The following is a 23,045-nucleotide window of genomic DNA, read 5'->3' on the forward strand; positions in this document are numbered from 1 at the left end:
TCTAAAATATTTAAAAATATACACATATGCTTTAATAAAAAAATGCGAGGTGAAAATATATGGTATTACAACTTGACCAAATGACAACAAGGGATAAAATTCGGGCTATGGAATTACTGTGGGATGATTTATGTAAACATGCAAATGCAGTCGCTTCACCATCATGGCATAAAGATATTTTATCTCAGCGCGAAAAATCTGTGGCCAAGGGCAAAGAAAAATTTAATGATTGGGATGGAGAAAAAGAAAGAATTAAAAAATCCTGCCAATGAAAATTCGTATTCTTGAATCCGCGTCGCAAGACTTGATAGATGGATTTCATTTCTATGATAAACAATCAGTCGGCCTCGGGAGTTATTTTATAGACGCTCTATTTTCTGACATTGATTCCTTACAAATTTACGCCGGAATCCATTCCATATACTTCGGTTATCACCGCATGCTTTCAAAACGTTTTCCATTTGCCATTTATTATAAATTATCTGATACTGAAGCATTGGTTTATGCGATTCTTGATTGTCGTAGAAATCCTGCCTGGATAAAAAAACAATTAAGATAATTTTAACAAAGCGCTGCGCTGAACGGCGAGTATGCCGCCAGTGAGCTTTAGCGGTTAGGCTATGAGTGAGACCGCGCAGTACACTTCCCTCATGTTCCCTCACATTTTTTCCCTTACTTAATCTAAAACCTTTAAGCGAACCCGCACATATACGCACTACCACTCAATTTTCTGCATCTTTAAAAAATTCTGCGCCGCCTTATCTCCTAATCTCGCAGCCTTCCTGATGTCTTCCACTGCTTTATAAGTATCGCCGAGCAGCCCGTAAACCCTGCCGCAGGGGGAAAGATAGGGGAAAGATAGGGACACTTCCCATATTTCTTGACAAACTGGAATGTTTCGGATAGCATAATACCCATGCCAAGGATTGCAAGAGTATGCGCTGAGGGATACCCCCATCATATAACTCAAAGGGGGAACAATAAAGAAAAAACTTTTTTTGATGATGAAGATAAGAGGTTTTATCTTGATGCCCTTCAACGATACAAAGATAAATATAAAATGAAAATACTTGCCTACTGTCTGATGGGAAACCACGTTCACATCCTTGCAATGCCTGAAAAGGAAACGTCATTGGCCAGAGGCATCGGAGGGACAAACCTGCTTTATACTCAATACATAAACCGCAAATATAACAGAAGCGGGAGGCTGTGGCAGAACAGGTTTTTTTCGTCAGTCGTTGAGAAAGAGCCTTATCTGTGGGCTGTAATGAGATACATAGAGCACAATCCGGTAAGGGCAAAACTTGTCAGGAGAGCAGAAGACTATGCGTGGTCAAGCGCAAGGGCGCATTTGTCAGGCATTAAAGACGATGTCCTCGCAAAAGAGAGTTGTTTTAGTGAGAAGGAAATCAAATCATACAAGGAATTCTTAACTGAAGATGCCAAGGAGATAAATGCAACCATAAGGCGTGCGACATCAACCGGCAGACCTTTTGGTAGTGAAGGGTTTATAAAGAAACTGGAGAGGATATTGAAACGAAATCTCTTTCCGAGGAAGGGCGGCAGGCCAAAAATAAAGGGGAAGGAATAATATGGGAAGTGTCCCTATCTTTACCCTATCTTTACCCTCCTGATGTTTGGTGATTTTTCTTGACGAAACCTGTGATTTCCCCTAAAATCATCCCAAAAGACGCACGCGGCATAAAAAATAATGGAGGCTGATATGGTAAAAATTAGGTTGTTATCAATAACTTTGGGATTACTGCTTATAACAGCATGTGCGGGGAAGATGCAATATACACCACCATCTATGACATCCTCAATGCAAAATGTGATTACTCTCAATAAAAGCAAAGAAGACATTTGGAAATCGATTATTCCTGCGTTAGGTAAAAGTTTTTTTGTAATAAACAATTTGGATAAGACCTCGGGAATAATTAATGTGAGTTATTCGGGTGACCCAGAAAAATACGTTGATTGTGGTCGGATTAACTCTTACGTAAAAAATGCAAGAGGAGAAAGAACCTATGATTTTCCGGCATCCAAGGCACATCAATCCTATGAGGTCATGGATATGGATAGTGGTGCTGGGCTTTTATTTGTTGACAGAAAAATGAATCTCGAAGGAAGAATTAATATCATTATTGAAGAAGTTTCATCAAAGGATACTCAGATTACAATCAATACAAAATATGTATTAACAAAGTCAGGCACAGTTAGAAACGTACAAGGTGCATTTAGCCACTTCTCAGATACGATTTCTTTTGTATCTGGACAGCAAGGAACATTTCCAGGCTCAGCAGCTCACAGTGGTACATTGTGCCAACCCAATGGCACATTAGAGAAAGAAATTCTAACAATTCTGACATCAAATACAAAATAATATTGAAGAGTGAAGAAAAAAATTAAGATATATACCCAGTCAAATCACAGGCCTTCGTTATACTGTGCTCGTGATTTCTATAGTTAGATTCTAAGGGCAAGAGTATCTATATCACCACTCAATTTTCTGCGATTTTAAAAAATTCTGCGCTGCCTTGTCTCCCAGCCTCGCAGCTTTCCTGGTGTCCTCCACTGCTTTAAAAACTGTCCTAAAAATAAAATTATCGATGATATTGCCTAAAAATGCTATAATTTACCTATGATTACTGAAACCGACAAAAAAACAATTTATGAAATATCCAAAAAATATCGTGTTAAGCGCGTATTACTTTTTGGCTCCAGCACGGATCCAAAAAAAGAAAGCCGGGATATTGATATTGGCGTGGAAGGCATCGCTGCCAAGGATTTTTTCAGCTATTACGGCGACCTCATGCTTTCTTTGTCAAAACCTGTTGATATAATCGATATTTCAGGAAAATCTAAATTTATTAAATTGATACTAAAAGAAGGAATCCCTCTCTATGGCTGATTATCAGGAAAATATTGAGGCAGAATACGAAGCCATAGAAAAAATTATTTCTGCGTTTCCCCCAAGAGACTTATCTCAAATTTCTGAACTTGAACTTGCCGGTGTAGCCGCTTTTCTCCATAATTTTTATAATGGTATTGAAAATGTATTAAAGCAAATATTTTTTGCCAAAAAGCTTGGAATCCCTACAGGTGAATCATGGCATCGCAATTTAATCTTAGACGCTGTTAAAGAAAATATTATTTCGGAATCTCTTTCAGAAGAACTCAAGAGCTTTCTTGCCTTCAGACACTTCTTCAGCCATACCTACGCCCTTGAATTATATCCTGAGCGAATGAAACCGCTTGTCGCGGGTGCCCCAAAAATATTTGAAGATTTCAGAAAAGAAATTAAAAAAATAACTTTTTAACAAATCAATAGAGCCAAATCCGCAACGCTTTTTTACAGACATATACGCACTACAACTTACCACTCAATTTTCTGCATCTTTAAAAAATTCTGAGCTGCCTTATCTCCTAATCTTGCAGCTTTCCTGATGTCCTCCACTGCCTTATAAGTATCGCCGAGCAGCCCATAAACCCTGCCGCGGTTGAAATAAGCCTCAGAATCACCGGGATTCAACTCCACAGCCTTGTTAAAATCCTCAAGCGCCTTGTGATAATTTGCGGATTCGGCATAAGCAAGTCCCCTGTAAAAGTAAGCCTTCTCATATTCGGGATTTATTTTTATGGCATGGCTGAAATCTTCAAGCGCCTGCTGTTCTTTTCCCAGCGCTCCATAGGCAACTCCGCGATAGCAATAAGCTTCTTCATGTTTGGGACTTAATTTTACAGCCACGGAGTAGTCCTTAACAGCCTGCTGATAACTACCCGACCTTAGATAGGCATTCCCTCGAGAGACATAAGCCTTAGCATATTTAGGATTTAGCTTTATAGCCTTTGCAATGTCTTTAACAGCCTGATTATTGCTGCCGGCTTCCCCATAGGCATTCCCTCGAAAGACATAAAACTTCTCATTATTAGGGCTTAATTTTATGGCCTTTGTAAACGCCTCTACTGCTTTCTGCGGGTTGCCTGAATTCACAAGCACACACCCATTTTCAAACCAGCCAATTGCGCTTAGAATCTTTACTGCCTCATTATACCCCGATATTATCGGGGCTGTCTTTCCATCTGCACTGTCTGCTTCCTGCCGTTCTTTTAATTTTTCAATTTTTTTTAAAAACCCTGATGCTTTCTTCCTTACCTCTTCTATCTCTCCCGTATTCCTCTTATCCCTGCTCAGAACAGCAATAGACTTAACTATCTCATCCGAATTAACAGAAACCCCTGCTTTAACATAAAAGGCATTATTATCCCATTTCTGTTCTATCACATCAGTCTTTACAATTACCGAGATAAGAGCCGTAGCCTGATTTTTAGTGAGTTGAAGATTTTTTATCAATGCCTTGCTCTCAAGATACGCTTCTATTTCTCCGAATAAAAGCCTCTTCGCATTCTCCATCGCAATTATACGGGCAGCATCCTTGCTGTCCATATCTCCTGCCTGATAGGTATATTCCTTCTGGAAAGAAACCGTTTCAGCCAAAGCAGTCCCTGCCGTCAGAGATGTAAAAGCAATGAGCAACAGGAGAAAATTTTTGATAAAACGCCCTTTCCTGATTCTCCGATATCCTAAACCCCTAATATTTTCCATTAACACTTTTCAGAAACCTCACTTTACTTTTCTACGAGTCTACGATCGGCGATGCAGCCGGATCAAAAGGGTTTGTCCTCACAGCAAGGGAAAACAGATAAGGATAGCTTTCCTTTAGATGTTTCATATACGCCAGCCACTCTGCTATCAGCATAATATACGCCCTCTTTATATCTCCTGAGAGATGTTCATAATCAGACTTGGGCAGGGTTTTCAAATCTTTCCTGTGTGATAATTCCTCTGTCAGATGAGATACAGCCCACAGGAGGTCAGTAAAAAATTCATGCTCCAGCAAATTCGGATTCTGCAGAAGAGTAAGCAAAAACCTTCTTTCTCCGACAAGAAAATCCCTGAGACCTTGAAGATCGCCTTTGTGAATATCAATTCTGCAATCATAGCCGTTAACATATTTTTTTACCGTGGAAAATTCCTGTTCCGACCATCTGGATGCAACAACAAGCCTTGCTCCTATCTTGTCAGGCTGAGAATCAAAAGCAGAAAGGTACTTAAGAAGCGCTGTGCCAACCTCGCTGAAAAAAATACCTACGACCATATTCATTTTCTTCAGCATGGCGCGTTTTTCTCTCGCGTTAAGCAGCCTGTGTATAATCAGCGTAACCAGCAAAACTTCAATCGGAACAAATGCAATATCACCTAACAAATAAATAAAGATGTGGTGGCTGTCTCTGAAAATTGCATAATGGAGAAGGTAAAGAACAGCGGAAAGCGCAACCAGAGAAATGCCCAGAAGAACCTGCCAATTTAAGATTTTTTTCACCTTAGAACACCTCTACTCCGTCATTGCGAGCCGAAGGCGCGGCAATCTTGCTTTTTGGGATTGCTTCATCGCTAACGCTCCTCGCAATGACAATTTCATTACTAATGCTTCATAGACAATCTATCAGACCATGCTTCTCTTGTCAATAATCTCTTATAAAGTTATAATGTTCTGAAAAAATCAGAGGTAACATTAATGACAAAAAACGAGATTCAGCGCTCGTCGCTGCTTTTAGAGATAGGCACAGAAGACATCCCTGCAAGGTTTCTGCCCTCTGCCATACGGCAATTAAAGGAGAATACAGAGACGATATTCAAAGAGAATCATATAAGGTTCTCAGAGGTAAAGACATTGGGCTCTCCGCGCAGACTGACAGTGATTGCATATGGAATCCCGCCGATGCAGAAAGACAGAACAAAAGAAATATTCGGCCCTTCTAAAAAAGCTGCTTTTAATGCGGACGGCAGTCCTACAAAAGCGGCAACTGGCTTTGCCGGTTCTCAAGGCATAAGCGTGGAAAAGCTTGTTGTAAAAAATAAAGACAAAGGAGAATACGTTGTTGCAGTCATAGAAGAAAAAGGCATTCATGTCAGAGAACTCCTGCCTGACATACTCAAAAAGATTGTGCTTTCAGTGCATCTTCCGAAATCAATGAGATGGGGCGGCAATGACATGAGATTTATACGGCCTATCAGATGGCTGCTGTCTCTGTTTGATAACGAAACAATCAATTTTGAGATAGACGGGATAAAAAGCAGCAATATGACCCGCGGTCACAGATTCCTGTCTCCTGCCGCTTTTCAGATAAAAGAAATACCGGCTTATGTAAAGCTGCTTGCAAATAACCATGTAATAGTCGACCCTCAGGAAAGAAGAAAGATTATAACAGAAAAAGCGGAGAAGCTCTCATCTTCCATAAACGGGAAAATCGTGAAAGACGAAGAACTCATTGATACTGTCTCAAATCTCGTAGAATATCCAACTCCGGTACTGGGCAGCTTCTCGGAAGAATATCTTAAACTTCCGAAGGAACTGCTTATAACAGTAATGAGAGAACATCAGAAATACTTTGCAATTGAAGATATTAAAGGTGTGCTTACGAATTACTTTATCATTATAAGCAACACCGCTGAAGAAAATTCAGAGACTGTCAAGATTGGAGCGGAACGCGTTATCAGGGCAAGATTTGAGGATGCAAAATTCTATTTTGAAGAAGACTGCAGAAAAAAACTTGAAGATAGAATAAACAACCTTAAAAATGTGGTGTATCAGGAAAAACTCGGAAACCTCTACGAGAAAGCATTGAGGGTCAAAAGCCTTGCGTCATATCTTGCGTCAAAAATAAATCCCTCTCTAACGCAAAAGGCCGAAAGAGCAGCGCTTCTCTCCAAGACAGACCTCCTGACAGGAGTCGTAAGGGAATTTCCTGAACTGCAGGGAATTATTGGGAAATACTATGCGAGCAATGACAAGGAAGACACAGAAGTCGCAGCCGCTTTGATGGAACAGTATCTGCCTGCCTATTACGGAGACAGACTGCCTGAAACAGAGACAGGCGCTATTCTCAGCCTTGCAGACAAACTGGATAATATAACCTCATTCTTCTCTGTCGGTCTTACACCAACAGGCTCGGAAGACCCTTTTGCATTAAGGAGACAGACGCTTGCAGTCATAGCAATACTGCTGAATAATGGCTACGCTTTATCACTCAATGATATTGTTACTGCTTCTCTGAAAAACCTGAAAGACACTAAACAATCTGGAGAGATTGCAGAAACAGCGCTCAGATTTTTTCAACAGAGGCTTGAGCCTTTGTTTTTATCAGAAGGGTATGGTTCCGATATAATCCAATCTGTACTCCATCTCTCTGCAGAAATTCCGTTAAAAGAAATACGAAGGAGACTCCATGCTCTTAAGGATTTTAAGGGAACAGAGAACTACAATGATTTTCTCACTGCCATAAAGAGGGTGAAAAATATTACCCACGCGGCTGCGCTTCCTTCATTAAAGGTGAAACTGCTCCATACAGATCCGGAGAAAAAACTCTACGAGATATTCACCGCGATAAAAACCGAACTCGCAAGCCTGATAGATGGACACAAATATTCCGAAGCGCTCAGTATTCTCTCAAAACTGACAGCCCCGATAAACCATTTTTTCGATAATGTACTCGTAATGGACAAACAGGAAGAAATCAAACTCAACAGGCTTGCCCTGCTGAAGGATATCTGGACACTTGCATCATCAATAGCGGATTTTTCAAAACTGCAATAAAGACGGGGGAGCCCCCCGTCTTTTGGAAATCTGCTGGGACTACTTTGATTTCGGCGGTGTCGGAATGTTTGAGCCGTGGCAGCTTGTGCAGTTATGCTGGGCTGGTATTCCATAGCTTCCGGCCGGTATTGTGCCTTTTGTGTGGTATTTGCCGTCTTTCCATGCGTTCAACAGTTCCACGGTATGGTATGCCACGTTCGCTGTGAGCCTTGCACACCGGTCTTTCCTCTCTGCGCTGCCGAAAGATTTGTCCGCAGCCTTCATCCATTTTCCGACCGAAACATGACAGAGAGGCGAGTCGCTTGTGGTTTTGATTATCTCTGTCTTTACCTTTGGCTCTTTTGGGACATAGAATGGCAGCGGGGTCTCAGAATACCACTGCATAATTTCAGAGCCCATCATTGCGCCGTCTTTGGAACCTGCAATCCTTGGCCCGATTATAACATTGGTAACAACAGCGGCGCCTGCTTCTGAACCGCATATAGTTCCCCATCCAGTCATGCCTCCTTCCATATAGACAAAGGCGTCAATAGGGAATGATTTGTATGGGTCGCCTACCTTTTCACTGAGTTGACTGAATATGCTGCTAATAACAGCGGCTCCGCAGAATACCCTGTACCACTCGTTGTAGGCTAATTCAGCGGTTTTTTCAGGGTCCAGTTTCTCATACGGCCATGGCCACTTTTCGGTTGACCCGCCTTTTGCCTCTGCCTTTGAAAAAAGATTCAGACCTCCTGATACAGCGGCTATGCCTGCTCCTACGACTGCAATCTTGCCTGCGCCTGAGAGCAGGCTCCTCCTTGTAAGACTTTTTTCTTCAAGCACTTCTTTTTTTCCCATACTTTTCTCCTTAATTAATAAATCTCCGGTTTCAAAGAAACCACAGTCAACCTGCCATATGAAATATTCATTAAAAAGAGACTCCGCTTGATGAGGATATTACTAAAAGGCACAGGACGATTAATACCATTAAGCTTTTCAATCGCATGTTATTAAAACTTTAAATCAAAATTGCTTTCTTGTCAACTTAAAGTTTTAATTATAAGATTATATATCTTAACTTTTGGAGAGGGGTAGTGGGAATTGAACCCACCACAGCAGACTCTATCTACCGTAATACTGGTTTTGCAGACCAGCCGGGACGCCAGTCCCATACCCCTCGTATGTCTATTTCCGAATCAAATTTCCAGCACAACACAGGCAATGCCGTAGTCTTTTTCGTGGCTCAGACTGAGGGCAGGCTGCTTTATTGACTTGTCACTGAAAAATTTTTTCAGCCTGCCGCTGATTTTTATATCAGGCCTGCCATTTGCGGCATTTATAACTTCAATCTCAGTCAGCGCCACAGGAACCTCAGAGCCTATCGCCTTTATTAAAGCCTCTTTCGCCGCAAAACGGACAGACAACGAAAGATAAGGGTTCTTTTTCTCATAGCAGTATGAAATCTCATTTTTTGTAAAAACCCTTTCAAGAAATTTCCCGCCCCACCTGTCAACAACATCCTTCATCCGCTCAATCTTAACAAGGTCTATTCCGACGCCGTAAATCATATCATCAACTCCTTCATTTCCCTCACAGCCCTCTCCATCCCCACAAGCACCGCCCTTGAGATAATACTGTGCCCTATGTACAGTCCTCTTAAGCCCTCAATCGCTGCAACACTTTTAACATTAAAATAATTAAGCCCGTGTCCTGCATTAGCGCCAAGTCCCAGACTCAACGCATCTTTGACAGACCGCGCAACTTTTATAAGTTCCTTTTCCTGTTTACTGCCCTTTGCATTAGCATAAAGCCCTGTGTGTATCTCCACCATATCAGCGCCTGTTTCTTTGGATACGGCAATGTCATCAGTTGACGGATCTATAAAAAGGCTGACAGGTATCCCTGCGCCCTGAATCCTCCTGATTGTATTTTTAAGATTTGATTTCTGCCGTTTAACATCAAGCCCGCCCTCTGTTGTAAGCTCCTCTCGCTTCTCCGGCACCAGCGTCACCATATCAGGCTTTACCTTCAACGCAATGCCTATCATCTCTTTTGTAGCTGCCATCTCCAGATTTAACTCAACAGGAACGACTTCCCTTAATATCCTTAAATCCCTGTCATGTATATGCCGCCTGTCTTCCCTGAGATGAATTGTAATGCCGCCAGCTCCGCCCAATACCGCAAGCGTTGCAGCCATAACAGGGTCAGGCTCTATGCCTTTCCTTGCCTCTCTCACAGTAGCAACATGGTCAACGTTAACTCCAAGAATCATGCATCTCCCCCGCTCCAATTATAAATTTTAAATTAGTCTAACACAAAATCTCTTTCAATCAGTATCTGCTGCTCTTACGAGGGTTCCCCTTTTTTGTGTCCCATACCTGAAAACAGTAATGCCTTTGCATCCCTTATCATAAGCCAGCATAAAAGCCCTTTCAACATCTTCTCTTCTTGCCTTGTGCGGCATATTTATGGTCTTTGATACTGCATTGTCCGTGAATTTCTGGAAACACGCCTGCATTTCTATGTGATCCTCAAAGGGAATCTCATGAGCGGTCTTAAACAATCTTCTGACGTCATTTGGGATTTCTTTGATACCGTGAAGGCTGCCTCTGTTAATGACCTGCTCTTTTAATGTCTCTGAATAAAAACCTCTCTCCCTCGCAATATCAAAAAAATACCTGTTAAGCTCAAAGAGTTCCGTGTCCAGAACAAGTTTTTTGTATGCCAGCGCAAACAGCGGCTCTATACCGCTTAAGCAATCCGCAACCATAGACAGAGTTCCGGTCGGAGCTATTGTAGTTGTTGTTGCATTCCTCACACGGGGCATATCAGGCGCGTCATAGACAGAACCCTTGAAATTCGAAAAGACCCCGCGTTCGCGCGCCAGTTCTACAGATGCATTCTTCGACTCATCCCGCATAAATTTCATCACCATTTCTCCTAACTCAAATGCCTTTTTATGATTGTAAGGCAGTCCCATGAGTATTAACATATCAGCCCATCCCATAACGCCAAGCCCTATCTTCCTGTTGCCCTTGTGCATTGCCTCTATGGCAGGCAGAGGATATTTATTTACATCTATAGAATTATCCAGAAACCTCACAGCGGTTTTTATGTCTTTCGAAAGGCCATCAAAATCAATCTGTTTTTCAATGTCCTTTACTGTGAACTGTGAACTGTGAACTGTTGGCTGTCTTACATATTTTGAAAGGTTCAGCGACCCCAATATGCATGCCTCGTACGGAAGCAGAGGCTGTTCACCACATGGATTTGTGGACTCTATGCTGCCGACGTTTGGAGTCGGATTATCCCTGTTAATCCTGTCAATGAATATAAGCCCGGGGTCTCCTGTTTCCCATGCGCTCTCAACAATCTCCTTAAAAACATCATGCGCCTTTATCTTCCCGGCAACTGCCTCGCTCCTCGGATTTACAAGCTCATATTCTCCTTCATTTTTAAGGGCATCCATAAATGCATCTGTCACTGAAACCGAGATATTAAAGTTTGTTAATTCTCCCTCTGTCCTCTTTATACGGATAAAATCAAGGATATCAGGGTGGTCAATGCGGAGAATCCCCATATTAGCGCCCCGCCTTGCTCCTCCCTGCTTTATGACATCCGTTGCAATGTTATATATCTTCATAAAAGAGACAGGGCCGCTTGCGATGCCTCCTGTTGAATGGACCACATCAGACTTAGGCCTTAAGTGCGTAAATGAAAAACCGGTACCGCCGCCGCTTTGAAGTATCAATGCGGCATTTTTCAGGGTATCAAATATTGAATGCATTGAGTCATCCACAGGAAGCACAAAACATGCAGCAAGCTGTCCTATCTCTTTTCCTGCGTTCATAAGTGTCGGAGAATTCGGCAGGAATCTGAGGGATGTCATCAACTCGTAAAATTTCTCTTCCCATTCGGCAGCATTGCCGCCGTACTGAGTCTCGGCAGCCGCAATAGTCCTTGCAACCCTCCTGAACATCCCTTCAGGAGTTTCTATAACCTCCCCTCTTTCGTCCTTGAGGAGATACCTTGCCTTAAGCGCTTTAAGAGCATTTTCAGTCAGATTCATAAGAACATTATAGCAGAAAAAATTTCTGTTATAGAGTCGGGGAAATTGTTTAATTGTTAAGTTGAATCTTTATATAAGCCTTTGATCTTAAATCCTCAATATGCTTTTTCAGCCTTATATTGACCTCTTTTTCAACGAGATATTCCTCAATCTTTTCCCTTGCATCGTCGAACTCAGCCTTGCCGAATTCTTTTCTGTTTTTATCGTAGAATTCCCTCAGATCGTCCTCTGTTATTTTTATAAATGTCTTAAGCTTTAACTCAATATACTCCCTGATAGACTCATCCGTATTAGCTCCCTCTATACGCAGCTTCTTTGCCTCGCGCAAAAGGAGCATCCTGTTTATCTTCGTGTTCAACACCTCTTCTTTTTTTATATCAGGCCTCAGTTTTGCCGCAGCCTTGTAATTCTCATCAAGTTCGCTAAGGGTTATTGCTTTGTCATCAACAAAAGCAACCACCCTGTCAACTACCTCTGCGAAAACAAACGGCAGATTGAGGGCCAGCAAAAATGCACAGCCTAAAAATAGAGAGACTTTAGTTCCTTTCATTTTATACTCTTAATTTTACATCAAAAAATTGAATATTTTCCATGCCCTCATGTATTATATGGGTCAGGATACGAAGATAATTTGAGGAGAAAACTAAATATGAGCAAAATCCTAAAACTCGGTATTCCCAAGGGAAGCCTTCAGGAGTCAACATTAAAACTTTTCAGAAAGGCAGGATACCACATCTCGGTATCAAGCCGTTCCTACTATCCGTCCTTTGACGACATTGAAGTTGAGGCAATGCTGATAAGGGCGCAGGAAATGGCAAGATATGTTGAGGGCGGAATACTTGACTGCGGACTTACAGGCAAAGACTGGATACTGGAGCAGAATGCCGACGTGCATGAGGTTGCGGAACTCATCTATGCAAAGGAAGGCCTCAGGCCCGTAAAATGGGTCATTGCCGTGCCGAATGACTCAAAGATAAAAAGCGTAAAAGGCTTGAACGGCAAACGCATTGCAACAGAGCTTGTAGGGTTTACGAAGAGATACCTCAAGGCAAAAGGGATAAAGGCAGAGGTTGATTTTTCATGGGGCGCAACAGAGGTGAAACCGCCCTACCTTGCCGACGCCATAGTCGAGCTGACAGAGACAGGCACGTCTTTAAGGGCCAATAATCTGAGAATCGTTGAAACCATTCTTGAGTCAAGCACAAGATTCATTGCAAACAAAAAGGCGTGGCAGGACAAGTGGAAAAAACAAAAGATGCAAAATATTGTCATGCTACTGAAAGGCGCATTGTCTGCCGAGGAGAAAGTCGGGCTTAAGATGAATGTCACTGAGAGATCATTTAAACGCGTAATGAGCCTTCTTTCTGCCATGCACTCGCCGACCATATCTGCGCTTTCAGATAAGGGGTGGTATGCCCTTGAAGTGATAATTGACGAGAAAGTTGTGCGGGATATTATCCCGAAACTAAAGACTGCGGGAGCGTCAGGCATAGTGGAGTATCAGTTGAACAAAGTGATACCGTAGTGCATTTTTTGTCCCAAAACTGTCATTCCGTGCTTGACACGGAATCCAGTTCCTTTCCTCTGGATTCCTGCTTTCGCAGGAATGACAGTTAAAGGAATTTTTTAGATGAAAAAGATACGCATAAAGAGCCTTGTCAGTCCGGACATCCGCAATCTCAGAGCGTATAATGCAAAAGAGATTCCATGCAGGGTGAAGCTTGATGCGAATGAAAGCCCTTATGGTTTTGATATTACTGATGAAATCTTAAAATCAATTAAAACCAACCGCTATCCTGACCCTGAGGCAAAAACTCTAAAAAAAATTATCGCAAAAAATCTGAGGCTGAATCCCGAGAATATCCTTTTTGGAAACGGCTCTGATGAGCTTATATATTATCTCATAACTGTCTTCGGCGGGCCTGTCCTGTATCCTGTTCCCACGTTTTCAATGTACGGCATTATCTCTCAGGCGCTCGGAGAAAAAAGAATAGAAGTTCCGCTGGATGATGAATTTGACCTAAATATGGAAGAGATTTTAAGCGTAATTAAAAAAAATAAGCCGACTCTTATATTCCTGAGTTCTCCAAATAATCCCACAGGCAACTGTTTTTCTTCGGAAAGAATCCTGAAAATAATCGCCGACTCTAAAGGCCTTGTTATTGTTGACGAGGCATATCAGCCGTTTTCCAGCGAGAGAGGTTTTCTGCCGATGTTAAACGACTATAAAAATCTCGTGATTCTCAGAACCATGAGCAAGATAGGCTTTGCAGGATTGCGGGTAGGCTTTATGATTGCCGGCAAAGAGATAATAAATGAGGTTAATAAGGTAAGGCTGCCGTTTAACCTTAATTCCATTTCACAGGCAGTTGCAGCGGCATTGCTTAAAAACCCCAATACAATAAAATTACACATAGGGCTTATTACCTCTGAGATGGAGAGGCTTCTTAATGAACTGTGGAAGATACAGGGAATAAAACCCTATCCGTCCGAGGCTAATTTTATATTATTCAAAGTTAAGAATTCTGATAAAATCTATTATAGGCTTCTTAAAAGAGGCGTGCTTGTGAGGAATATGAAAGGCGTTGTAGATGGATGTCTCAGGGTAACAGTCGGCGCGCCCGGAGAAAACAGTGCTTTTCTGAAAGCGCTTATCAACGTTATTTAATACACGCACATCTTACTTTCCCCTTCCTAAAAACCTCAAAAAACATTATAATTCCTTATCTGAAATGCTCAGGAGGGCTGAATGAGAAAGGCATTGATTAAGAGAAAGACAAAAGAAACAAATATCTCCCTGGACTTGAATCTTGACGGCAGGGGAAGTTATTCAATAAACACCTCTATCCCGTTTCTGGACCATATGCTTTCCCTGATGTGTAAACACGGGCTGTTTGATATTAAACTGAAAGCAAAAGGCGATATAGATATTGACGACCATCACACTGTGGAAGACATCGGGATAGTGCTCGGCAAGGCCCTCAAACAGGCAGTCGGAGACATGAAAGGAATAGCGAGATACGGACAGGCATCTGTGCCTATGGATGAAGCTCTCGCCTCGGTAAGCATTGATATCAGCGGAAGGCCCTATTTTGTTTATAAAGTTGAATTCCCGAAAAAAAGCAAACTGAAGGACTTTGACCCTGACCTTATAGAAGACTTCCTTCAGGCTTTCGTAAGTAACAGCAGCATAACGCTCCATGTCAACGCTCTTTACGGAAGGAACATACATCATATTATTGAAGCAATTTTTAAAGGGCTTGGCAGGGCGCTCAGAGAAGCAGTCTCAGTAAATCGGAAAATTAAAAGCATCCCCACTACAAAGGGCATGATATAGGAACCCTGATTATTGGGACTAACCGATATGCCACTGCTCTCTAAAATCCCCCTCAATGAGATTAAATATGTCCTCCTTGATATGGACGGGACTCTTCTTGATAAATATTTTGATGATTACTTCTGGGAGCATCTTGTACCTGAGAAATATGCTGAAAAACATGACATGACATTCGGCAAAGCTAAGGAAGAACTTTTTAAGAAATATAAACATCACGAAGGCACATTGAACTGGACAGACATAGATTTCTGGTCCAGAGAGCTTAACCTTGACATCCCTGCCCTCAAAGAACAGATACGGCACATGATAGAGGTTCACCCGCATGTAGAGGATTTTCTGAAGATGCTGAAAAAACAGAAAAAGAAAATATTTCTTGTTACAAATGCACATTATAAAGTTTTGGATTTAAAATTTAAGAAAACTGAACTCGGCAAATATTTTGATGCAGCAATTACATCTTTTGAAATGGGCTATCCAAAAGAGATGCTTGAATTCTGGAAAAAGGCTGAAAATAAGCTTGGATTTGAGAAGGAAAAGACACTCTTCGTTGATGACACAGAGGAGGTACTGAAAACAGCCAGGAAATACGGGCTAAAACACATCATTCACAAGGCAAAGGCTAATTCAAAAATCAAGCCAAAACTGTCAAAGGATTTTATGCATATTTTTGATTTTAGCGAATTGATGTGAAAGATTATTTTAAGCATATTGATAAACAAATAACGTATGGACATAGAAACCGTTGATTTTCTAATTATTGGAAGCGGGGTGGCTGGACTGAGGGCTGCGATAGAGCTTGCGCCCCACGGGAACGTCCTTGTCGCAACAAAAGATATGCCCAAAGAAAGCAGCACAGAATATGCTCAGGGAGGCATAGCTGTTGCGCTGAGCGATGAAGATAAAGTCGGGATACATTTTGAAGATACGCTAAAGGCCGGTGACGGCCTCTGCAACGAGGACGCGGTAAAGATTCTCGTTGAGGAAGGCCCTGAAAGGATTCTTGAGCTTATTTCATGGGGCGCTGAATTTGACAAGGAAGGGACAAAACTTGATTTTGCGATAGAAGGAGCTCATTCAAGGAAAAGAGTCCTGCACGCCAGAGGCGATTCAACGGGCAAGGAACTGGAGCGCGTGCTTCTAAACAAAGTGCGTTCTTTTCCGTCGGTAAAAAAATATCCTTTTGCATTTACAGTTGACCTGATCATAAAAAACGATGAATGCTGTGGAGCATATATTCTGAAGGACAGGAAAATGACTGCAATCATTGCAAAGGCAACCATCCTTTGTACAGGAGGCGCAGGACAGATATTTGCAAGAACAACCAACCCCATGGTGGCAACAGGAGACGGCATGGCAATAGCCTTCCGTGCAGGCGCTCAGCTTGAAGATATGGAATTTATTCAGTTTCATCCCACAAGCCTCTACTCTCAGTATGCCCCGCAGTTTCTGCTCAGCGAGGCAATGAGAGGTGAAGGGGCGATTTTAAGGAATATAAACAAAGAACATTTTATGAAAAATTATCACCGCGATGCGGAACTTGCGCCGAGAGACATTGTATCAAGGGCAATAATCTCAGAGATGGTTAAAACTGAAAGCAGCTATGTGTATCTTGACATGACCCATCTCGAAAAAGATTTTGTCAGAAAACGGTTCCCTCAGATTTATTCTACATGCCTTCGATACAATGTAGACATAACAAACGAGCCGATACCTGTATCCCCGGCTGCCCATTACATCATGGGAGGAGTAAGAACTGACATCAACGGTGTTACAAGCATAAAAAGACTCTATGCGGCAGGCGAAGTAGCATGCACAGGCGTGCACGGCGCAAACAGGCTTGCAAGCAACAGCCTGCTTGAAGGGCTTGTCTACGGTGCGCGTACAGGAAAGGCAGCGCTTGAGTTCGGAGTTCAGTCGCCCCGGGCGACTCGTCCGCACTCGGGCGGACTCGCCGAGGAGAGCCGAGGCGAGAGTTCGGAGTTCAGAGTTTCAGACTATCCGCATACATATCACACCATCCCGGAACACGATGAAATAAGAATGACACTGAGAAAGCTCATGTGGGACAGGGTTGGAATAATAAGATGCGGCGAGTCTCTTGAAGAGGCGAGAAAAAAACTTTCAGAATGGGCATTCATACTTGACAAGGTCTTTTACACAAGGCGTGAACTTGAATTGAAAAACATGCTTACAGTTGCAATGATGATCACTGAGGCCGCCTCTCTCAGAAAAGGAAGCGTGGGAGCGCATTACAGGTCTGATTTCCCGGAAAAGGGCCAAGACTGGCAGAAACATATTGCACTGTCCAGAGAAGATGATAGAATAAAATATAGCTTGGCATAAGAGATGTCTCAAAAGAGGTGATAATGAATACCAGTAAAACCAAGATTGTCTGCACAATAGGCCCGGCTTCATCAAGCCGTGAGACAATACGCTCTCTTATAAGAAACGGAATGGATGTTGCAAGATTAAATTTCTCTCACGGCGACCATGCTACTTACAAAAAGATTACAGGACTTATAAGGGCTGAATCCGGAAACCTTAAAAAAGCAGTAGCAATCCTGCAGGACCTGCAGGGCATAAAGATCAGGGTCGGGCTTGTCAGCAACGGTTCAGTAGAGCTTAAAAAAGGCACAGAGATATTTCTGCACAGCGGCAACGATGTCAGCAATGACAAGCACATATTCATTTCATATCCTGCGTTAAGAAAAGACATAAAGACAGGCGACAGGATACTCTTTGATGACGGTTTGATTCAGGCAAATGTAACAGGCAAAACCCGCGACGGATTAAGAGTGAAAATTGTTGAGGGAGGTGTTTTAAAGAATAAAAAAGGAGTCAATCTCCCTCATGTAAAAACAACCTTGCCGTCCTTCACAGATAAAGATAAAAACGACCTCAGCTTTGGATTAACAATCGGTGTTGATTATGCAGCGCTGTCATTTGTAAGAAGCGCAAGTGACGTAAGAGTTGTGAAGGAATGGCTAAAAAAAAGACACACATCGCTGCCTCTCATAGCAAAGATTGAAAAGCCTGAGGCTATTGATGATATTGACAGCATACTTGATGAGGCAGACGGAATAATGATTGCAAGGGGAGACCTCGGAGTTGAGATATCGCCTGAAGAGGTTCCAATAATACAGAAGATGCTTATCAGCAAAGCCAATGAAAAAGGAAAGCTTGTAATAACAGCAACACAGATGCTTGAGTCAATGACAGAACATTTAAGGCCGACAAGGGCAGAGGCAACAGATGTTGCAAACGCTGTCATAGACGGAAGTGATGCGCTTATGCTCTCCGCAGAGACAGCGACAGGGAAATATCCTGTAAATGCAGTAAAGATGATGGCCAGGATTATAAGATATACAGAATCCCAATCCTTAGCCAGACATGATTATTCCGGCTTTGCCATGCTCTTCTCTGATTTTTCAGGCGCTGTTGCCGAAGCGGCATGCACTGCAGCCGGGGATATTCACGCAAAGGCCATAGTTGCATTCACTCAATCGGGATTTACTGCAAGGCTTGTATCCAAGTTCAGGCCTGAAGTGCCGATAATAGGCGTTACTCCTCATGACAATGTTAAGCGAAGGATGTCTCTTTACTGGGGAGTTACGCCGATGCTCATATCTCATGTATCTAACACGGATAATATGATTCAGAAGGTTGAAAAATTACTGATTGCCTCCAAGATAGCAAAAAAAGGTGATAATATAGTCATAACCGCAGGCTCGCCACTCATGAAACGCGGTACAACAAATCTTATGAAGCTGCACAAAATTTCGTAGCTAAGGGAGGCTCTTGCAAAAGTCTCAAGGGACTTTTATTTCATAAGCCTTAATCTTGCGGTGCAGGTTGCTTCTTTCCACATCCAGAATCTCCGCCGTCCTTGATATATTCCAGTTATTTTCCTCGAGTTTCTTCGTGATATAGTCCTTCTCAAAGGCGTCTCTCGCATCCTTAAGCGTTTTGTATTGGAAATAGTCGGAGCCGTCGTGTTCAACCGGGATAAAGAGATTCCTGGCGTCTATTATATTTGAAGGCGTCATTATAACAAGCCTCTCTATGACATTCTTAAGTTCTCTGACATTTCCGGGCCAGCCGTATGACTGCAGATATTTCAAGGCCTCGGGCAGTATCTTTCTGGGAGGCTTGCCGTATTCTGCCGCAAGAGAATCAAGAAAGTATTCAACAAGAAGCGGTATGTCCTCTTTTCTTTCCCTCAAAGGCGGAACAAACAGAGGGATAACATTCAGCCTGAAGAAAAGGTCTTCTCTGAAACTGCCCTTCTTTACTTCTTCCCTGAGGTCTTTATTAGTGGCTGCAATTATCCTGACGTCAACATTTATATTCTTGTTTCCCCCTACCCGCTGAAACTCCTGAGTCTCAATTACGCGCAGAACCTTTGCCTGAGTCTGAAGTGACATGTCGCCTATCTCGTCAAGAAATAATGTCCCTCCGTCAGCAAGTTCAAATTTTCCGTTCTTTTTTTCAAATGCGCCTGTGAAAGAGCCCTTCTCATGCCCGAAAAGCTCGCTCTCTATGAGTTCCTGCGGAATGGCAGCGCAATTTACCTCAATAAAAGGCTTCCCGGCCCTCGGGCTTTTTTCATGCAGGAGTCTTGCAGCAACTTCTTTGCCGGTACCGCTTTCTCCGAATATCAGAACACGGCTGTTGCTCCGTGCAGCCATCTCTATCTGTTCCCGCAAATCTCTTATTTTCTGTGATTCACCTACAAGCTTCCATTTTTTTGTCAGATTCTCCCGAAGTGTAATGTTCTCTCTCTCAAGCGTCCTCTTTTCAATCGCCCTCTTTGACACAAGAAGCACCCTTTCGAGAGAAAGCGGTTTTTCAAGAAAATCATATGCGCCTATTTGTGTGGCTTTCACTGCAAGTTCAATACTGCCGTGCCCTGATATCATTATTACCGGGACATCGGGCTTCATCGCCTTTATCTCCTGCAGTGTTTTAATTCCATCCATGCCGGTAAGCCATATATCCAGAAAAATAAGATCAGGGGAAGTCTCCCTGAGTATCTTTACTGCTTCCTCCCCTGAGTCTGCAGTTAAAACATCATAACCATCATCTTCCAGTATGCCTGACAGGCTTTCTCTTATTCCTTCTTCATCGTCCACTATAAAAATTACAGGTTTTGACACTTTACCTCTCCTTCTAAGCCTATATATCTCTTATTGGCAGTTCTATAGTAAAGATTGTGCCCTTAGGGTTATTGTCTCTTACCCTGATATATCCCCTGTGTTCCATAACAATTTTGTTTGCAATAGCCAGTCCCAGCCCTGTGCCGTCCTTTTTTGTAGAGAAATAAGGAAGAAATATTTTGTCTTTATCATCTTCCTTCATTCCGGGACCGTCGTCCGCAATGTCCATAAAAACCCTGTTTGCCGCCTTATCCATATGCACTTTAAGTTCTATATTACCACTATTCCCCATCGCCTGAAATGCATTGTCAAAAATATTAATCATCACCCGCTTGAACTGCTCTCCATCCATTTCAACAGGCGGCACATCGTCCGGCAGCGGCAGTACCACTTTTATATTAAATCCCTTATAATCCTTAAAGAGTTCCAGCGCCTCATTTATTATACTTGCAAGACTTGTCGGCCTCTTTTTTATCTCAGGCATCTTGCCAAATCTTGAGAACTCATCAACAAGCCTCTTAAGGCTGTCAACCTCATTCACTATGGTCCTTGTGGAGCGTTCAAATATCTGGTCGAAATCCTTATCCTTCTGCTCCCACTTCTTCATCATTCTTTCTGTTGAAAGCTTTATAGGCGTAAGCGGATTCTTTATCTCATGCGCTATTCTCCTTGCAACTTCTTCCCATGCAATTGCCTTTTGAGCTTTTATGACATCAGTAAGATCGTCAAAGACTACTAACAACCCTATCGGCGTTGATGCCTTATCCCTGAGAGTGGTAACAAAGACCCTCAGTATAAGCCTTTTGTCTCCGACTGTCACCCTTACATCTTTCTCTATGCTTTTGAGGTCTTTAATTATTATCCCGCTGATAAGAGCATTAAGCTCTTCCGATGCAATTATTGCCGTCAGTTCCTTGTAGTTTTTATTAATCACGTTTTGAACTGTTACATTCAATATAGAGCATGCAGCAACGTTGATTGTCAGTATCCTGCCGTGCACATCAAGGAACACAACACCGGAATTAATATTCGCAAGTATGTTCTCCATCCAGAGCCTTTCCCTGTCGGATTTCACATAAGCCTTCTGGAGCGTCTCTTTCCCTTCCTTCAATCCGGACACCATATGGTTGAAAGAATTTATCAGCAGCCCTATCTCATCTTCCCTTCTGAGATTAAGGCGGACATCAAGATTTCCTGATGCAACTTCCTCTGTGGCCTGAGCAAGGCTCTGTATAGGGTCCGTAATCCCTTTTGCAATCCTCAGCGCCACCCAGAGGGCCATGAACACTACAATCAACGTAAAGAAGGCAAGGATTAAAAGGTAGTTCATCTTCAAGGGCACTTTCCATGATTCCATGTTCAAATAGTCTTCGTATGCGCTTTTTACCTTTTCAACATTGACCGCAATATCTTTTGGCAGAGTGGTTTCAATAATTATAATGCCTGTCATTTTCCCTTGGGAATATTCCGGAACGGCTGCCCTTATGGTATCTCCACTTTCGCCGGATATGACCTCTGTCCCCTCTTTCCCGTCAAATGCAGCCTTAATCGTCTCCGTAGGATTTTCAGGGTTTTTGTTCATACGAATTGTCCTGTAGCCCGAAGCAGACTTTTCACCTGACACAACTGCCCTTGCAAATTCCATAGCCCTCTGCCTTTCCATCTCATAAACAGACTTAGCAACATTAAGTGAACTGGTAAGAGGCTGCCTGAACTGGGGGGTCAGAAATTTGTCTATGTAATTTGTAACAAGCCCGCTTGCCACAAAGAATAAAAGCGCCGCAGGTATGGACGTAAGCACAACAAATATTACGACAATCTTTGTCTTGAATTTATAACCAAGAATTTTCTGTTTTCTCTCTATGTAGAGCTTTATAAGGCTCTTGCCGACAAAAAATATCAGGGTCAGAAGCGCAATTATATTCAGGTTCAGAAGAACCAGAAGGATTACTATTGTCAAAAACGACACCGTTTCAAGCCTGATGTAATGCAGCTCAATCGCTAAAGCGGCAATTATAAAAATAAAAAAACCTAAGAATAGCAGTCCGTTTCTAAGATTTTTCATTTCCCCTGCCCCACACTGAATTTTGAAGAGTCCTTGACTTTGGTGAATTCCTTTTCCGGCACAAAGAAAAACAGATAACTTATAACAGGAGGGAGCTTTCTTAATCTGGACTCCACTGTTATTCGGACAAAATAGTCGGCCGGCTCGAGTTCTCTTGTATTTGTAAGCTTCATATCCCCGCTATTTAATGACCACCTTAACAATGAATCGAGTTCATTGAACCGTTTTTCTATTACTGTCATACCGTCTGATGATGTCGCCACATACTCCTTCTTGATTGGATCAACCCGCAGCGTTTTAACTATATGCTTTCCCAGAACAAACTCATCAGGCCACATATTCCAAGCCCTGAACAGGTCTATATAAAATGTAATCTCTTTTGCTATCCCGTTTTTCAGATCCTTCAGTTGTTTTTCATCAAGGATAAGCCCTGTTGTAACATATATTTCGTTGTTTACGATCTTCGTTTCCGGACCGATTATCTCAGCGCACCTTGCTATAGAAGGGGAAAACAACAAACACCCCAAAAAAAATAAAAAACAAAAAGCAACCTGCCATCTCCTGTCTATCAATTTAGCCTTGACATCTCCTCTGAAAAAATTTATTCTCATTATACCATACCCGAAAAATAGACATAGAACTATAAACGCTTGAATTACCCGTCATTGCGAGAACCCGAAGGGTTCGTGGCAATCTCATCGCAAAAGGCGAGATTGCTTCGTTTCACTCGCAATGACAACTTTCTATGTCTATTTTTCGGCCATACAGACAGCAGTTG

At 42.4% G+C, this 23,045-nt stretch carries 22 protein-coding genes, 1 tRNA gene and 1 pseudogene; 12 read left to right on the plus strand and 12 right to left on the minus strand.

Annotation, left to right across the window (positions count from 1 at the left end; all coding sequences use genetic code 11):
- Window positions 1-59: 59 nt before the first annotated feature.
- Window positions 60-272, plus strand: a complete 213-nt coding sequence (locus HY035_07790) for an addiction module protein (protein MBI3378284.1) — start codon at window positions 60-62, stop codon at window positions 270-272.
- A 443-nt stretch (window positions 273-715) separates the two neighbouring features.
- Here the strand turns inward: HY035_07790 and HY035_07795 are convergent, their stop codons facing one another.
- Window positions 716-868 (minus strand): hypothetical protein, encoded by a 153-nt coding sequence (locus tag HY035_07795; protein MBI3378285.1) that lies wholly within the window; start codon window positions 866-868, stop codon window positions 716-718.
- A 48-nt stretch (window positions 869-916) separates the two neighbouring features.
- Between HY035_07795 and HY035_07800 the strand changes: the two genes are divergently transcribed.
- The 4 genes and pseudogenes from HY035_07800 (at window position 917) to HY035_07815 (ending at window position 3,128) form a co-directional block, all read left to right on the plus strand.
- Window positions 917-1,591: a transposase gene (locus HY035_07800; GenBank protein MBI3378286.1), complete on the plus strand. Its 675-nt coding sequence runs from the start codon at window positions 917-919 to the stop codon at window positions 1,589-1,591.
- A gap of 132 nt (window positions 1,592-1,723) precedes the next feature.
- Window positions 1,724-2,383, plus strand: coding sequence for a hypothetical protein (locus HY035_07805; GenBank protein MBI3378287.1), 660 nt, complete (start codon window positions 1,724-1,726; stop codon window positions 2,381-2,383).
- 258 nt (window positions 2,384-2,641) lie between these two features.
- Window positions 2,642-2,911 (plus strand): hypothetical protein, encoded by a 270-nt coding sequence (locus HY035_07810; GenBank protein ID MBI3378288.1) that lies wholly within the window; start codon window positions 2,642-2,644, stop codon window positions 2,909-2,911.
- Window positions 2,904-3,128: pseudogene (locus HY035_07815) on the plus strand (hypothetical protein). The gene HY035_07810 and the pseudogene HY035_07815 overlap by 8 nt, the downstream one beginning before the upstream one ends.
- Window positions 3,129-3,376: 248 nt before the next feature.
- Here the strand turns inward: HY035_07815 and HY035_07820 are convergent.
- Both HY035_07820 and HY035_07825 read right to left on the minus strand, forming a co-directional pair.
- On the minus strand, window positions 3,377-4,498 hold the full coding sequence (locus HY035_07820; protein MBI3378289.1) for a tetratricopeptide repeat protein: 1,122 nt from the start codon (window positions 4,496-4,498) through the stop codon (window positions 3,377-3,379).
- Between the two features lie 139 nt (window positions 4,499-4,637).
- Window positions 4,638-5,384, minus strand: a complete 747-nt coding sequence (locus HY035_07825; GenBank protein MBI3378290.1) for a hypothetical protein — start codon at window positions 5,382-5,384, stop codon at window positions 4,638-4,640.
- 195 nt (window positions 5,385-5,579) lie between these two features.
- Between HY035_07825 and HY035_07830 the strand changes: the two genes are divergently transcribed.
- Window positions 5,580-7,658 carry a glycine--tRNA ligase subunit beta gene (locus tag HY035_07830; protein ID MBI3378291.1) on the plus strand — a complete coding sequence of 693 codons (2,079 nt, stop codon included), beginning with the start codon at window positions 5,580-5,582 and terminating at the stop codon, window positions 7,656-7,658.
- Between the two features lie 39 nt (window positions 7,659-7,697).
- Here the strand turns inward: HY035_07830 and HY035_07835 are convergent, their stop codons facing one another.
- From HY035_07835 to HY035_07860, 6 genes are all read right to left on the minus strand, one after another.
- Complete coding sequence (locus HY035_07835; protein ID MBI3378292.1) at window positions 7,698-8,498, minus strand: C_GCAxxG_C_C family protein; 801 nt, start codon at window positions 8,496-8,498, stop codon at window positions 7,698-7,700.
- A 224-nt stretch (window positions 8,499-8,722) separates the two neighbouring features.
- A tRNA-OTHER gene (locus tag HY035_07840) sits at window positions 8,723-8,819 on the minus strand.
- 17 nt (window positions 8,820-8,836) lie between these two features.
- Window positions 8,837-9,208 (minus strand): holo-ACP synthase, encoded by a 372-nt coding sequence (gene acpS / locus HY035_07845; GenBank protein MBI3378293.1) that lies wholly within the window; start codon window positions 9,206-9,208, stop codon window positions 8,837-8,839.
- Complete coding sequence (locus HY035_07850; protein ID MBI3378294.1) at window positions 9,205-9,912, minus strand: pyridoxine 5'-phosphate synthase; 708 nt, start codon at window positions 9,910-9,912, stop codon at window positions 9,205-9,207. The genes acpS and HY035_07850 overlap by 4 nt, the downstream gene beginning before the upstream one ends.
- 54 nt (window positions 9,913-9,966) lie before the next feature.
- Window positions 9,967-11,709 (minus strand): adenosylcobalamin-dependent ribonucleoside-diphosphate reductase, encoded by a 1,743-nt coding sequence (locus HY035_07855; protein MBI3378295.1) that lies wholly within the window; start codon window positions 11,707-11,709, stop codon window positions 9,967-9,969.
- A gap of 49 nt (window positions 11,710-11,758) precedes the next feature.
- A complete protein-coding gene (locus HY035_07860; GenBank protein MBI3378296.1) occupies window positions 11,759-12,259 on the minus strand; it encodes a hypothetical protein in 501 nt (166 codons plus the stop codon).
- 99 nt (window positions 12,260-12,358) lie between these two features.
- Between HY035_07860 and HY035_07865 the strand changes: the two genes are divergently transcribed.
- The 6 genes from HY035_07865 to pyk all read left to right on the plus strand — a co-directional run bounded on the left by HY035_07865 (window position 12,359) and on the right by pyk (window position 18,831).
- Window positions 12,359-13,234, plus strand: a complete 876-nt coding sequence (locus HY035_07865) for an ATP phosphoribosyltransferase (GenBank protein ID MBI3378297.1) — start codon at window positions 12,359-12,361, stop codon at window positions 13,232-13,234.
- Between the two features lie 105 nt (window positions 13,235-13,339).
- A complete protein-coding gene (gene hisC / locus HY035_07870) occupies window positions 13,340-14,377 on the plus strand; it encodes a histidinol-phosphate transaminase (GenBank protein MBI3378298.1) in 1,038 nt (345 codons plus the stop codon).
- Between the two features lie 81 nt (window positions 14,378-14,458).
- On the plus strand, window positions 14,459-15,046 hold the full coding sequence (gene hisB, locus HY035_07875) for an imidazoleglycerol-phosphate dehydratase HisB (GenBank protein MBI3378299.1): 588 nt from the start codon (window positions 14,459-14,461) through the stop codon (window positions 15,044-15,046).
- Window positions 15,047-15,073: 27 nt separating this feature from the next.
- A complete protein-coding gene (locus HY035_07880) occupies window positions 15,074-15,736 on the plus strand; it encodes an HAD-IA family hydrolase (protein MBI3378300.1) in 663 nt (220 codons plus the stop codon).
- A gap of 36 nt (window positions 15,737-15,772) precedes the next feature.
- Window positions 15,773-17,389 carry an L-aspartate oxidase gene (gene nadB / locus HY035_07885; GenBank protein ID MBI3378301.1) on the plus strand — a complete coding sequence of 539 codons (1,617 nt, stop codon included), beginning with the start codon at window positions 15,773-15,775 and terminating at the stop codon, window positions 17,387-17,389.
- Window positions 17,390-17,412: 23 nt separating this feature from the next.
- Entirely contained in the window at window positions 17,413-18,831 is a 1,419-nt protein-coding gene (pyk, locus tag HY035_07890; GenBank protein ID MBI3378302.1) for a pyruvate kinase, read from the plus strand.
- A 24-nt stretch (window positions 18,832-18,855) separates the two neighbouring features.
- Here pyk and HY035_07895 read toward each other — a convergent pair whose 3' ends face one another.
- The 3 genes from HY035_07895 to HY035_07905 are packed head-to-tail and all read right to left on the minus strand — an operon-like array spanning window position 18,856 to window position 22,878.
- Window positions 18,856-20,187 (minus strand): sigma-54-dependent Fis family transcriptional regulator, encoded by a 1,332-nt coding sequence (locus HY035_07895; GenBank protein MBI3378303.1) that lies wholly within the window; start codon window positions 20,185-20,187, stop codon window positions 18,856-18,858.
- 34 nt (window positions 20,188-20,221) lie between these two features.
- On the minus strand, window positions 20,222-22,267 hold the full coding sequence (locus HY035_07900) for a HAMP domain-containing protein (GenBank protein MBI3378304.1): 2,046 nt from the start codon (window positions 22,265-22,267) through the stop codon (window positions 20,222-20,224).
- Window positions 22,264-22,878: a DUF4390 domain-containing protein gene (locus HY035_07905; protein MBI3378305.1), complete on the minus strand. Its 615-nt coding sequence runs from the start codon at window positions 22,876-22,878 to the stop codon at window positions 22,264-22,266. Before HY035_07905 ends, HY035_07900 begins: the two co-directional genes overlap by 4 nt.
- Window positions 22,879-23,045 lie beyond the last annotated feature (167 nt).

Source organism: Nitrospirota bacterium, assembly GCA_016195565.1.
Classification (GTDB): domain Bacteria; phylum Nitrospirota; class Thermodesulfovibrionia; order Thermodesulfovibrionales; family UBA1546; genus UBA1546.